This is a genomic window from Bacteroides sp. 3_2_5 (assembly GCF_000159855.2).
GTDB lineage: Bacteria > Bacteroidota > Bacteroidia > Bacteroidales > Bacteroidaceae > Bacteroides > Bacteroides fragilis.
Genome location: NZ_JH636043.1, coordinates 381,833 through 395,037, shown reverse-complemented (window position 1 = coordinate 395,037; position 13,205 = coordinate 381,833). Strand labels below are relative to the sequence as shown.

Here is a 13,205-nt window from a genome sequence, read left to right as displayed (position 1 = left end):
AGCTACAAAATAAATGGAGACGGATTACTACTTCTCCCTTCCTATTTTTTTGTACCTTTGTCTGCTCAATTCTCATTATAATAAGAAAAACAAATGATAGTTTGCATAGCCGAAAAGCCCTCTGTGGCACGTGATATTGCTGATATTTTAGGAGCCCGCGAAAGGAAAGAAGGGTATATTGAAGGAAACGGATACCAGGTTACCTGGACATTCGGTCATCTTTGTACCCTGAAAGAACCTCACGAATATACTCCCGGCTGGAAGTCATGGAGCCTGGGCAGCCTGCCTATGATTCCTCCACGTTTTGGCATCAAACTGATAGAGAATCCTACTTACGAGAAACAATTCCATATTATTGAGGGATTGATGCAAAAGGCTGATGAGATAATAAACTGCGGTGATGCCGGTCAAGAGGGAGAACTGATTCAGCGGTGGGTGATGCAGAAAGCCGGAGCGCGGTGTCCGGTAAAACGTTTGTGGATCTCTTCACTGACAGAAGAAGCTATTAAAGAAGGATTTGCGAAACTAAAAGATCAGAAGGATTTTCAACCACTTTATGAGGCGGGGATGTCCCGGGCTATTGGTGACTGGTTGCTGGGGATGAATGCCACGAGGCTCTATACTGTAAAATATGGGCAGAATCGGCAAGTGCTTTCGATCGGACGAGTACAGACCCCTACACTCGCACTGATCGTCAACAGGCAACTGGATATTGAAAATTTTCAGCCTAAACAATATTGGGAACTGAAAACCATATATCGTGATACAACTTTCTCGGCCCTTATTCGTAAAAGTGATGAAGAGCTGGCGGCTGAAGAAGAAAAGTCCGGTGGTAAGGCTAAGAAAACAGAGAACCGGGGCATTGATCCGATAGCTAATCGTGAAGAGGGGATGGCATTGGTGGAACGCATTAAAGATCTGCCTTTTGTCGTGACTTCTGTGGCTAAAAAAGACGGAAAGGAGTATGCTCCCCGTCTGTTCGACTTGACTTCTCTTCAAGTGGAATGCAATAAGAAGTTTGCCTATTCTGCCGATGAAACTCTGAAACTTATCCAATCTCTTTATGAAAAGAAAGTGACTACCTATCCACGTGTAGATACTACTTTCCTGAGTGACGATATTTATCCTAAGTGTCCGAATATCCTGAAAGGACTGAAAGATTATGAAGTACTTACTACGCCGTTGGCAGGAGCTTCATTGCCTAAGTCGAAAAAGGTTTTTGATAGTTCGAAAGTAACCGATCACCATGCCATTATTCCTACAGGAGTTCATCCGCAAAACCTGACGGATATGGAGCGTAGGGTATTTGATTTGATAGCTCGCCGGTTTATAGCGGTTTTTTATCCTGATTGCAAAGTTTCTACTACAACAGTGATGGGAGAGGTTGATAGTATCGAGTTCAAGGTAACCGGTAAGCAGATTCTGGAACCGGGATGGCGGGTAGTATTTGCCAAAGACGTAAAAGATCCGAATGAAGAAAAAGAAGGTGAAGATGAAAACGTGCTTCCTGCTTTCGTGAAAGGGGAAAGTGGTCCGCATATACCGGATTTGAATGAAAAATGGACTCAGCCGCCTAAACCCTATACGGAAGCTACCCTGCTTCGTGCGATGGAAACAGCCGGTAAGCTGGTGGATAATGATGAACTTCGGGATGCATTGAAAGAAAATGGTATCGGCCGTCCTTCTACTCGTGCAGCTATTATCGAAACTCTCTTTAAACGTAACTATATCCGTAAGGAAAAGAAGAATCTGATAGCTACCCCTACCGGAGTGGAATTGATTCAGTTGATTCATGAAGAGTTGCTGAAGTCGGCTGAACTGACGGGTATCTGGGAAAAGAAATTGCGTGAGATAGAAAAGAAAACTTACGATGCTCGTCAATTCCTGGAAGAATTGAAGCAAATGGTGTCTGAGATAGTAAATAGTGTGCTATCTGATAATACGAACCGTCGTATCACCATTCAGGAGGCTACAGCGGTAGAAGAAGAAAAGAAAAAGAAAGAACCGAAAAGACGGGAACGGAAATCTGCTACTCCGAAGGAAAAGAAAGGTAAATCGGAGCCTGCAACAGTCGATGTGTCTTCTACCGGTCAATCTGTTCGGGCGGATGCCTTAAAAGAAACAGATTCTTTGGTAGGGAAACTTTGTCCGGTTTGCGGAAAGGGAATGATAATCAAGGGTAAAACTGCTTATGGCTGTTCCGAATGGAAAAATGGATGCACTTATCGGAAAGCGTTCGAATAGGGCTTCTGTTTTGTTAATACATAATTTTAACTGAACTATTTTATAAAAAGCTCGTTATTAATACCACTTATCAATTAATAACGAGCCTTATGAATACAATGTTTTTCAACGCGGTATCTTGTTTTTTTGTATGCGCCGGTCTTATCATAGCCCTTATTCTGGCAATTAATGTAATATTTCACAGGCAATCCATGAAAATAATGAATATAGTGTGGGTACTTACCGGATTGTGGGGCCATTATTTCGCTTTGTTTGCTTATTATACTTTTGGTGTCCGAAAAGATAATATGGTGGCAACAGTACCTATGGAGAATATGAAAATGGATATGAAGATATCGATGGAGATGGATATGTCTGAAGTACGTCCACAATGGCAGTCTATCACTTTGTCGGCACTTCATTGTGGAGCCGGTTGCACTTTGGCGGATATTATCGGAGAATGGTTTACATACTGGGTACCTTTGCAGATAGGAGGAAGTTTAATAGCAGGTAGCTGGGCACTCGATTTTGTATTGGCATTGATTCTCGGTGTTTTCTTTCAATTTATTGCAATTCGCGAAATGGAAGCTATCTCTTTTCGTGAAGCTGTTTCTCGTGCCTTTAAGGCCGATTTTTTTTCATTATTAGCTTGGCAGGTAGGGATGTATAGCTGGATGGCTGTTGCTACTTTTATACTTTTTAAAGATGAATCTCTGGAAAAAACATCCTGGACATTCTGGTTTATGATGCAGATTGCCATGCTTTTGGGATTCATGGTGTCCTATCCGGTGAATGTATGGTTGATTAAATCGGGTATCAAAAAAGGAATGTAATTTCCGACTTCTGGAAAAACATCAAAAAGATGATTGATTATTGGTGAAATATCTATGCATTTGCAGATACACATCTCCTTAAATATGTTATTATGAACCGACATCTTCTTTTTGATCGGTTTTCACAGCAGGCATTGCAGACTTTGCATAGCTATCGTGCCGTTATGTTCAGCCCTACGATGTTTTTGTGATTGTAAGGTGAAACATATTATCTTGACTGGTGGAACGGATACGGCCCGTAGCATAGCAAAAGCTATTCCGGCTACTCCGCTTTCGGCAGAGACCGGAGGGAAGAATGTCATTATTCTGACTGCCTCGGGGGATCGTGATCATACTATTATGAATATTGTCATATCAGTTTTTGGTAATGCGGGACAGAAGTGTTCTGCCTGTTCGTTGTTGGTTGAGCGTTCGGTATATGAAGATAAGAACTTCCAAAAGAAACTGATTGATGTGGCTTCCAGCATGAAAGCGGGGAGTGTTTGGAATCCGGGTAATGTAGTGGGGCCAATGATAACGAATAAAAAATGAAAAATTACTGCGGGCATTGACATTGGAACCGGGAGAATCATGGTTAGTACCGTACTTGTTCCCTTGAGATACCGATGAAAATATATAAGGCGGCTGCACAGGCTGACAAACATATTGCAGCGGCGCCTCCGGTGAAAAACGGAAGGGTAGAGCTGATAATTATATTAAGGAGCAAAGTATTGCCTTTGAATATCATAGATACGGAAGTATTTCGGAAGTACCCGCCTTTGAATAAAACTAATACTCTATGGTTTTGTTATCTAAATGCAGATAACAAAACCATTTTAATATAAAGAGTATGAGAAGAAAAATAATGATGGCAACATTGATTGTCATAGCTGTAAATTTTATCTGGAGTGGACAACCGGTAAAAGCATGTACGCGTGCAGTATATATTGGTCCGGACAATATGGTAATCACCGGGCGTACAATGGATTGGAAAGAGGATATTCAGTCTAACCTGTATCTTTTCCCTCGCGGTATCAAACGGGCCGGATATAATAAAGGAAATACGGTAGAGTGGATTTCGAAGTACGGTAGCATTGTAGCAACCGGATATGATATCGGTACTTGTGACGGCATGAACGAAAAAGGACTGGTTGCCAGCTTGTTATTCTTGCCGGAATCTATTTATGTCCGTCCTAATGATACTCGTCCTGTTATGGGTATCAGCATTTGGACACAGTATGTGCTGGATAATTTTGCTACGGTAAGTGAGGCTGTAGAAGAGTTGAAGAAACAGACTTTCCGTATTGATGCTCCGGATATGCCTAATGGTTCGGCATCTACATTGCACATGGCTATCACTGATGAAACGGGTAATTCCGCTGTTTTGGAATATATCGATGGAAATCTGATTATTCATGAAGGTAAGGAGTATCAGGTGATGACTAATTCACCCCGTTATGATCTACAGTTGGCTGTGAATGATTATTGGAAGGAAGTAGGTGGTTTAAATATGCTGCCGGGCACTAATCGTTCAAGTGATCGTTTTGTACGCGCTTCTTTCTATATTCATGCTATTCCGCAGACTTCGGATGCAAAAATTGCCGTACCGAGTGTGTTGAGCGTCATGCGTAATGTTTCTGTTCCTTTTGGAATTACGACTCCGGATAAGCCTTACATTTCTTCCACTCGTTGGCGTTCGGTTTCCGATCAAAAAAATCGGGTATACTATTTTGAGTCTACTTTAACTCCTAACCTTTTCTGGATAGATTTACATAAAGTCGATTTTAGTCCGAATGCAAGTATTAAGAAATTGTCTTTGACTCACGGAGAGGTTTATGCAGGAGATGTAGTGAAAGATTTCAAAGACAGTAGATCGTTTACATTTATGTTTGAATTACCCCAATAAAAATGTCTACCGAGGCAGATACAGATTAATACAGAATTCAACTAAAAAATTCTGTATTAATCTGTGTTATCCGCAGTGGATATATTATTTCTTTCCATATATCAGATGGAATTCTACTACAGCTTCAATTCCTTTTCTGAATATATCCAAAGAGAAGTTTTCGTTAGGAGAATGGATCGCATCCGATTCTAGGCCAAATCCCATTAATACAGTTTTTATACCTAACACCTGTTCGAAAGTTGATATAATAGGTATACTTCCTCCTCGGCGTACTGCCAATGGCTTTTTCCCGAAAGCAATTTCAAATCCTTTTTCCGCTGCCTGATAAGCAGGCAGTGATATGGGACATACATATCCCTGGCCTCCATGCATGGCAGTCACTTTTACTTCTACCGTAGCAGGAGCGATCTGCCGGATGTAGTCAGCAAAAAGTTTTGAGATCACATGATGATCTTGATGGGGAACCAGGCGGCATGATACTTTGGCATAGGCTTTGGAAGGGAGTACTGTTTTAGAACCTTCCCCGGTGTAACCTCCCCAAATACCACAAATGTCGAATGAAGGCCTGCAACTGTTTCTTTCGAGAGTGCTGTATCCTTTCTCACCGAAAAGTTTTTTTACTCCGATGGCTTCCTTATATTTTTCTTCATTAAAAGGGATGTGGGCAATCATTTCTCGTTCTGCTTGTGGAACTTCTTCTACAGCATCATAGAATCCGGGTATTGTGATACGTCCGTCGGTATCAATTACCTTACTTAACATACCACAAAGTACGTTGATCGGATTGGCTACCGCTCCACCAAAGTGTCCCGAATGGAGGTCACGGTTAGGACCTGTTATTTCGATTTCCCAGTAAGCCAGACCACGCAGTCCGGTGGTTAGTGAAGGAAGGTCGGCCCCCAACATACTGGTATCTGATACCAAGATAACATCGGCTTTTAGTAATTCTTTATGCTCTTCACAGAAAGCTTCCAGGCTTGGTGAACCAATCTCTTCTTCTCCCTCAAAGATAAACTTTACGTTATTCTCCAGCAGGTTGTATTTTACGAGATATTCAAATGCTTTCACCTGGATAAATGCTTGTCCCTTATCATCGTCGGCTCCGCGCGCCCAAATATGTCCGTCACGTATTTCCGGTTCGAACGGTTGGCTCTTCCACAGATCGAGAGGCTCGGCAGGCATCACGTCATAATGAGCGTATATCAACACTGTTTTAGCATTCGGATCCACTATCTTTTGCCCAAATACAATCGGATTACCTTTCGAAGGCATAACGATGGCTTCGTCTGCTCCGGCCTTGAGTAGCAATTGTGTCCAGCGTTGTGCGCATGCCAGCATATCATCATGGTGTTCCGGCAATGCACTGATACTGGGAATACGGATGAGGCTGAACAAGTCTTCCATCATCGTCGATTCATTCTCTGCAATGTATTTCTGAATTTCGTTCACGTTCAATAGTTGTTAAAGTTGTGTCATTCTATCTAATAAATAATAGTCGAGTATGGTCATTGCTGCCATAGCTTCCACAATAGGCACTGCACGTGGCAATACACACGGGTCATGGCGTCCCCGGGCCTTTAGTGTTGTATCAATACCGTCTATGTTTACAGTTTCCTGCTCCATCAAAACAGTAGCCACCGGTTTAAACGCTACCCTGAAAAAGATGTCCTGTCCGTTGCTGATTCCTCCCTGTATACCTCCGGAGTGGTTGGTACGTGTTTCAATCCGGCCATTATTGTTGTAGAATACGTCATTTTGTTCCGATCCCTTTTGTTTGAGCCCCTTGAATCCGTCTCCATATTCAAAAGCCTTTGCGGCATTGATGCTTAGCATAGCATTGCCCAATGCAGCATGGAGCTTGCCGTATACGGGTTGCCCAAGTCCGATAGGACAACCTTTGATGACACAAGTCAGTACACCGCCAATGGTATCTCCTTCTCCTTTGATTTTGTAAATCAGGTCTTGCATTTCTTTTGCTTTCTCCGGATCGGGACAGCGCACCGGGTTGGTTTCGATCAAGTCCAGATCGTAATCCGTGTAATTGCCTTCCAGTTTTATAGGACCTACCTGTGAAGTATATGCCGTGATGTGAATACCCAATTGGCGTAATGCTAATTTGGCCAATGCACCGCCTACTACCCTTGAAATGGTTTCACGTGCCGAAGAACGACCACCGCCACGGTGATCGCGGATTCCATACTTTACGGTGTATGTGTAGTCGGCGTGTGACGGGCGGTATACTTTCTCCAGGTTATTGTAGTCATTAGAATGTTGGTTTTCGTTCCATACGATAAACCCGATAGGGCATCCGGTAGACTTTCCTTCGAAAATGCCTGAAAGGAATTCTACTTTATCAGCTTCTTTTCGGGAGGTAGTAATTACCGATTGTCCCGGACGACGGCGGTTTAGTTCCTGCTGAACAAACTCCTCATCGATGACGATACCTGCTGGAAATCCATCGATCACTCCTCCGATTCCTTTACCATGGGATTCGCCAAAGCTGGTTAGTCTGAAAATATTGCCAAATGAATTGAACATATTGAATAAGGCTTTAAAATTTAGTATATGCAAATATAACAATAAAATTCAGGAAAGAGTTGTTCTCTCGAGTTTTCCTTTATCCGTGGAAGATGAATCTTATTGTAATTGGCATCAAACATAGTCCGCTCTCTAATTATTCCGATAGAGGAAATTAGCAACTATAAAGGAACTTTATAATTAAAAAGAGAGCTGCATTAACTACATTTGATGATTTTTTATTTATTTTGCGCAACTGATATTGTTAGAAGCCGTGCAATATGTATAATGATGAACTTATTGAAAGTAGTAAGATAAAATGGCAGTCGTTTCTGAAAGGAGATGATGATGCCTATGCATGGCTATATTCCCGGTATGTTCAGCAACTCTATCAGTACGGATGCCGTTTTACGACGGATACAGAGATGGTGAAAGATTGTGTTCAAGATGTTTTTGTGAATGTTTATAGGCAGAAGGATAGGTACTCTTCTCCTCCGGATAATGTTAAAATCTACTTAATGTCTTCATTAAGAAATTCTATTTTTAATGTTTTCAATAAAGGGAATTTGCATGACACTTATATCTCCAATATCAATTATGAATTCGATTTGTCGGTTGAAGAAAAACTGATTGAGACAGAAGATGAAACCTCTCAGAAGCATACTGTTGCTCATTTGCTAAATACACTCTCTCCCAGACAGCGAGAGATTATTTACTATCGTTTTTTTGAAGGATTAGATTACAGTGCCATTTGTGAATTGATGGGGCTTAATTATCAGTCAGCCTATAATTTACTTCAGCGTTCTCTCTCCAGATTACGTGAAATGTATGGTATATTACCATTCTTTTTTCTATTTTAATATTCTGTTTATCAGTAGATAATAAAAAAGTAATAAAAAAAATCCATTTACACTGAGTAGATTTCGAAACTCTGTTTGTCTTTTTATGAAAAGAAGAAAATGGAGAAAAATCACTATATACATTATACTGCTGCCGATTTGTTGAATGACGGGACTTTCCTGGATTCGATGCAACACCCTACGGAGCAAAGTGAAAAGTTCTGGTCACAACTGGAAAAGGAAAATGAAACTTTTGCCGGAGAATTACGTATGGCCCGAAGCTTTTTAATGGCTGTGGCGGAAAGCCCTCAAAAACGGATGACAGACGATGAAGTGGGGACACTTTGGGAGCGAATTAGCCGGCAGGTAGCGATGGAAAAAAGAGTGAAAAGAAAAAAACAGTTGCTTTTCTTACGTGTGGCCGGGATTGCTGCTTGCATATCAGTGTTGGCATTGAGCAGTTACTTTGTTTTTTCACTTATTTCATTTTATGAAGAAAGTTTTTGTTACAGTTTGGCCGGTATTTCCGAGCCGGATAGCAGTAATGACATACAGCTGATTTTATCGGAAGGACGTAAGTTGGTTATGGATGGGAAAGAAAGCAGGTTGCACTACAAGGAAGGTGGTAAGATAGCTATTAGTTCCGGAAAGACCCAATTGGACGAAGAAAATGAAACCGGTTACAATCAATTAATTGTTCCTTCGGGGAAACGTTCTTTCATAACTTTCTCCGATGGTACCCGAGTAGCCGTAAATGCCAATACCCGTATAGTATACCCGTCAGAGTTTTCGGGACATAAGCGGGAAATTTATGTGAATGGAGAAGTCTATCTTCAAGTATCTCCTGATAAAAAGCATCCTTTCGTTGTGAAAACCAATCGCATGGAAGTAGAAGTGTTGGGTACGGAATTTAATGTAAGTGCTTACGATTTTACAAAAAATCAATCGGTGGTTCTAGTATCAGGTAAAGTAGAAGTGGATACATATAAATATCCTAAAAAAGTTCTGAAGCCCAATGATATGTTGACTTATGACGGACAAGACGACGGGCTACGGGTAAATACAGTAGATGTGTCTGAATATATAAGTTGGGTGGATGGTTATTATTGTTTCAACCATGAGAAGATTGAAATCATAACCGAAAAGCTATCTCGATATTATGGAAAGCGTGTCATACCTGATTCCGGATTGATAGGATTGACTTGTAGTGGTAAGCTCGATTTACGAGACGATTTACGGGATGTTCTGGAAGTATTAAGTAAAACTATACCTGCACAAATAGAGACCAGAGATAATTATTTTTTATTAACCAAGTGATTTTTAATACTATGAAACAAGGACCTTAAATTTTAAAAGAAAGGGTTGGATAATACCCTCATATCATCCAACCCCTGATTAGATTAAACTACGTAAAAACAAATTTGTTAATCAAATCGTACAAATGTATGAATAATCATGGAATTTTTAGTCCCGATAGGACTAAAGTAAGAACTTTATTATCAATAAAAAGTATTTTTTTGTTTTTGTTATTCACTTTTGCATTCGAAATGGCTTATGCTTCAAGTGTTTACTCTCAAACCAAAGTCTTTACTATGCAATCTGCCGAGAAAACCGTATTACAGGTTTTTAAAGAAATAGAGAAGAATAGTGAGTTTATAATCTTTTATAGAGACGGTGTTATTGACTTAAACCGGAAGGTTAGTGTAAATGTGGTTAACCAGTCTGTTGATAAAATACTGGAGCAGTTACTGGCACATACCGATAATGGTTTCACCATTAAAGACCGTCAAATAATCATTTATAAAAAAGAGACTTCTGCGACACCTTCGGTTTCACAGCAAAAAAACAAAATTAAAGTAACCGGGGTTGTTACTGATGCAAAAGGTGAGTCTATCATCGGTGCTAACGTTGTCGTAAAAGGGAATCCTACCATAGGTGCCATTACCAATATGGAAGGACGTTATGAAGTGATGCTTCCCTCGGACGATGTCATTTTATTGGTTTCATATTTGGGATATAATACCGAAGAAATCAAAGTAAAGGGACGTCGTAATATCAACGTTGTTTTGCATGAGGACTCAAAAGCACTCGATGAAGTAGTGATAGTTGGTTACGGTAAGCAGAAGAAGGAAAGTGTGGTGGTCTCCATGAGTTCTATCAAGCCCAAAGATATTGTTGTTCCTTCCCGCAGCCTTAATAATAGTCTTGCCGGTCAGGTAGCAGGTCTGATCGCCGTACAACGTTCTGGAGAACCCGGTTATGACAATGCTGAATTCTGGATTCGTGGAGTCAGTACTTTTGCCGGGGGAACTTCTCCGCTCGTACTTGTCGACGGAGTGCCGAGAAATATGAGCGATATTGAACCGGATGAAATAGAAACATTTTCTGTTCTGAAAGATGCAGCTGCTACTGCTATTTACGGCGCAGAAGGAGCTAACGGTGTAGTATTGGTGACTACTAAACGTGGCCGTGTTGAAAAAGCTAAAATATCTTTTAAGACCGAACACACCATTTCATCACCTACCCGCCTTCCTGAGTTTGTAGGTTCTGCCGATTATCTTAGTTTATATAATGAGGCATTGCGTAATGATGGTGAAGGACCGCAGTTTTCAGATGAACTGATAGCCCATTACCGTAACAACGACGATCCGGATTTGTATCCCAATACCAATTGGATTGACGAACTTCTCCGGAAGAACACCTTTAGTCATCGCTATACACTCAATGTACGCGGCGGTACTGAGAAAGCCAAGTATTTTGTGTCGGGAGCCTATTATAACGAAAGCGGATTATTCAAGAACAGGCCGAATGGGATTTATGATACCAATATTGGTATAGACCGTTTTAACTTGCGTTCGAATATCGATATGGCTGTATCTTCCACCACTACTGTAGGGGTAGATCTCGCTATGCAATACCTTATTAATAATTATCCGGGAACGGGTACTTCCACCATTTTCCGTTCTATGTTAATCACGCCTCCTTATGCTTTCCCCGCAGTGTACAGTGATGGTACCGTAGCCACGTATGCCCAGGAAAGAGATGCGAACATGCGTAACCCTTATAACTTATTAATGAATTCCGGGTATGCCAAAGAATATAGGACAGGTATACAATCGAAAGTAAATGTCAACCAGAAACTTGATTTTATTACTAAAGGTTTGTCTGCAAACTTAAATGTAAGTTATGACTACGATAGTGAGATGATTATTCGTCGCGAGTATAATCCGACACGATATCATGCCACAGGCCGTGATGAATTAGGGCAGCTGATTTTTTCCACAGTAGTATCGGGTAATCCGGATATTCAAGATCCAAAAAACAGTGCGACATCTGCTACCAAGAAAATTTATATCGATGCATCTATCAACTATAAGCGTACATTTGGAAAGCATGATGTGGGAGCAATGTTACTATATATGCAAAAAGAAACGCAACAGCATAATGTTCCCCTTCCATTCCGTAAGCAAGGATTCGTAGGACGTGCTACATATGGCTATGATGGGCGTTACTTTATTGAAGGTAATTTTGGTTATACCGGTTCTGAGGCATTTGCTGAAGGCAATCGTTTTGGCTTTTTTCCGGCAATAGGTGCTGCTTATTACCTTTCCAATGAATCATTTTATCCGGAAGCAATAAAAAAAGTGGTAAATAAACTAAAGCTAAGAGCGTCTGTCGGGCGGACTGGTAACGATAAAACCGGACAGGAACGTTTTTTGTATCGTCCCACTTTTACTACCAATGCCGGCGGATTTACGCAGGGTATCGGTGATACGGGCGGAACTAACGGAATTGGTAACGGAATTGTTGAAGGACGTTTCGCCGCTCCTTATCTGGCTTGGGAAATTGAGGACAAGCAGAATTATGGTTTCGATCTGGGACTGTTTGATAACCGCATCGATATTATCTTCGATTATTTCCGTTCTGAGCGTAGGGATATTTTGTTACAGCGTCGTACTGTTCCACAATTGGGCGGGCTTCGTCAAGACCCGTGGCAGAATTTTGGTAAAGTACGTAATCAGGGTATAGATATGTCGATGAATCTCAATCAACAGATAGGTAAACTGAAACTTAGTGCTCGGGGAACCTTTACTTTTACCCGGAATAAAATTCTTGAATATGATGAACTACCTCAGAAGTATGGATATCAAGCTGTTACCGGTACAAGAGTTAGTGAGAATACTCTTTATATAGCCGACCGCCTTTATACAGAAGACGATTTTATAGTCAGTACCAATGCTAACGGATTGAAAACCTATAAACTCCGTTCGGAACTTCCACGTCCTACTTTAGGAGGACTGATTGGCCCGGGTGATATCAAATATGTCGATGTAAATGGTGATGGCGTGATTGACTCTTATGATCAGGTAAGAGGAGTGGGTAATCCGAGTACTCCTGAAATTATTTATGGATTTGGTCTTAACGCTGAGTACAAAGGCTTCTATGCGAGTATCTTTTTTCAAGGAGCAGGCAATACATCTGTTCTTCTGGGAGGAGCCACTTCCGAAGGGTGGTATCCGTTCTCTTGGGGCGTCGACCAGTCCAATTATCGCACGTTTGCTTTAGACCGCTGGACTGAAAACAATCCCAGTCAGGATGTTATTATTCCGCGTTTGCATAAGAACAATGCCAATAATGCCAATAATCGGGTGGCAAGCACTTGGTGGTTGCGTAATGGTTCCTTCTTACGACTGAAAAATATAGAGTTCGGTTATCAGCTTCCTAAGAAATTTATGGATAAGATTGGTTTTGAGGCTGCCCGTATTTATATTATGGGATATAACCTTGCTGTGTGGGATGACATTAAATATTTCGATCCGGAAGCCGGTAATGCCAATGCGGGTTTGAATTATCCTTTGCCCCGTACTTTCACTCTCGGTTTAGACTTTACATTCTAAAAAGACAAAA

General features: G+C 41.1%; 8 protein-coding genes and 1 pseudogene. 7 read left to right on the top strand and 2 right to left on the bottom strand.

The window, feature by feature from the left end:
• The first annotated feature begins 93 nt into the window (after positions 1-93).
• The 4 genes and pseudogenes from BSHG_RS18380 to BSHG_RS18390 all read left to right on the top strand — a co-directional run bounded on the left by BSHG_RS18380 (position 94) and on the right by BSHG_RS18390 (position 4,941).
• Positions 94-2,244 carry a DNA topoisomerase 3 gene (locus BSHG_RS18380; protein WP_008657518.1) on the top strand — a complete coding sequence of 717 codons (2,151 nt, stop codon included), beginning with the start codon at positions 94-96 and terminating at the stop codon, positions 2,242-2,244.
• A gap of 89 nt (positions 2,245-2,333) precedes the next feature.
• The gene (locus tag BSHG_RS18385; RefSeq protein ID WP_008657516.1) at positions 2,334-3,056 is read left to right on the top strand and encodes a DUF4396 domain-containing protein; all 723 of its coding nucleotides are present in this window, start codon (positions 2,334-2,336) and stop codon (positions 3,054-3,056) included.
• Between the two features lie 198 nt (positions 3,057-3,254).
• A pseudogene (locus BSHG_RS0220015) lies at positions 3,255-3,639 on the top strand (aldehyde dehydrogenase family protein); the annotation flags it as partial.
• A gap of 246 nt (positions 3,640-3,885) precedes the next feature.
• Entirely contained in the window at positions 3,886-4,941 is a 1,056-nt protein-coding gene (locus BSHG_RS18390; RefSeq protein ID WP_025814018.1) for a linear amide C-N hydrolase, read from the top strand.
• Between the two features lie 84 nt (positions 4,942-5,025).
• On the opposite strand, the gene BSHG_RS18395 is transcribed toward BSHG_RS18390, so the two are convergent.
• Together BSHG_RS18395 and aroC are read right to left on the bottom strand one after the other, a co-directional pair.
• Complete coding sequence (locus BSHG_RS18395) at positions 5,026-6,390, bottom strand: dipeptidase (RefSeq protein WP_008657514.1); 1,365 nt, start codon at positions 6,388-6,390, stop codon at positions 5,026-5,028.
• A gap of 12 nt (positions 6,391-6,402) precedes the next feature.
• Positions 6,403-7,479 (bottom strand): chorismate synthase, encoded by a 1,077-nt coding sequence (gene aroC / locus BSHG_RS18400; RefSeq protein WP_005802245.1) that lies wholly within the window; start codon positions 7,477-7,479, stop codon positions 6,403-6,405.
• 260 nt (positions 7,480-7,739) lie between these two features.
• On the opposite strand from aroC, the gene BSHG_RS18405 reads away from it, so the two are divergent.
• From BSHG_RS18405 to BSHG_RS18415, 3 genes are all read left to right on the top strand, one after another.
• The gene (locus BSHG_RS18405) at positions 7,740-8,318 is read left to right on the top strand and encodes an RNA polymerase sigma factor (RefSeq protein ID WP_005790871.1); all 579 of its coding nucleotides are present in this window, start codon (positions 7,740-7,742) and stop codon (positions 8,316-8,318) included.
• Positions 8,319-8,417: 99 nt separating this feature from the next.
• Entirely contained in the window at positions 8,418-9,614 is a 1,197-nt protein-coding gene (locus BSHG_RS18410) for a FecR family protein (protein WP_008657508.1), read from the top strand.
• Positions 9,615-9,742: 128 nt separating this feature from the next.
• Positions 9,743-13,195: a SusC/RagA family TonB-linked outer membrane protein gene (locus BSHG_RS18415; RefSeq protein WP_005798155.1), complete on the top strand. Its 3,453-nt coding sequence runs from the start codon at positions 9,743-9,745 to the stop codon at positions 13,193-13,195.
• Positions 13,196-13,205: the final 10 nt, after the last annotated feature.

Coding starts and splice junctions, on each gene's coding strand:
- BSHG_RS18380 (WP_008657518.1), top strand. CDS start 94: ATGATAGTTTGCATAGCCGAAAAGCCCTCTGTGGCACGTGATATTGCT.
- BSHG_RS18385 (WP_008657516.1), top strand. CDS start 2,334: ATGAATACAATGTTTTTCAACGCGGTATCTTGTTTTTTTGTATGCGCC.
- BSHG_RS18390 (WP_025814018.1), top strand. CDS start 3,886: ATGAGAAGAAAAATAATGATGGCAACATTGATTGTCATAGCTGTAAAT.
- aroC (WP_005802245.1), bottom strand. CDS start 7,479: ATGTTCAATTCATTTGGCAATATTTTCAGACTAACCAGCTTTGGCGAA.
- BSHG_RS18405 (WP_005790871.1), top strand. CDS start 7,740: ATGTATAATGATGAACTTATTGAAAGTAGTAAGATAAAATGGCAGTCG.
- BSHG_RS18410 (WP_008657508.1), top strand. CDS start 8,418: ATGGAGAAAAATCACTATATACATTATACTGCTGCCGATTTGTTGAAT.
- BSHG_RS18415 (WP_005798155.1), top strand. CDS start 9,743: ATGAATAATCATGGAATTTTTAGTCCCGATAGGACTAAAGTAAGAACT.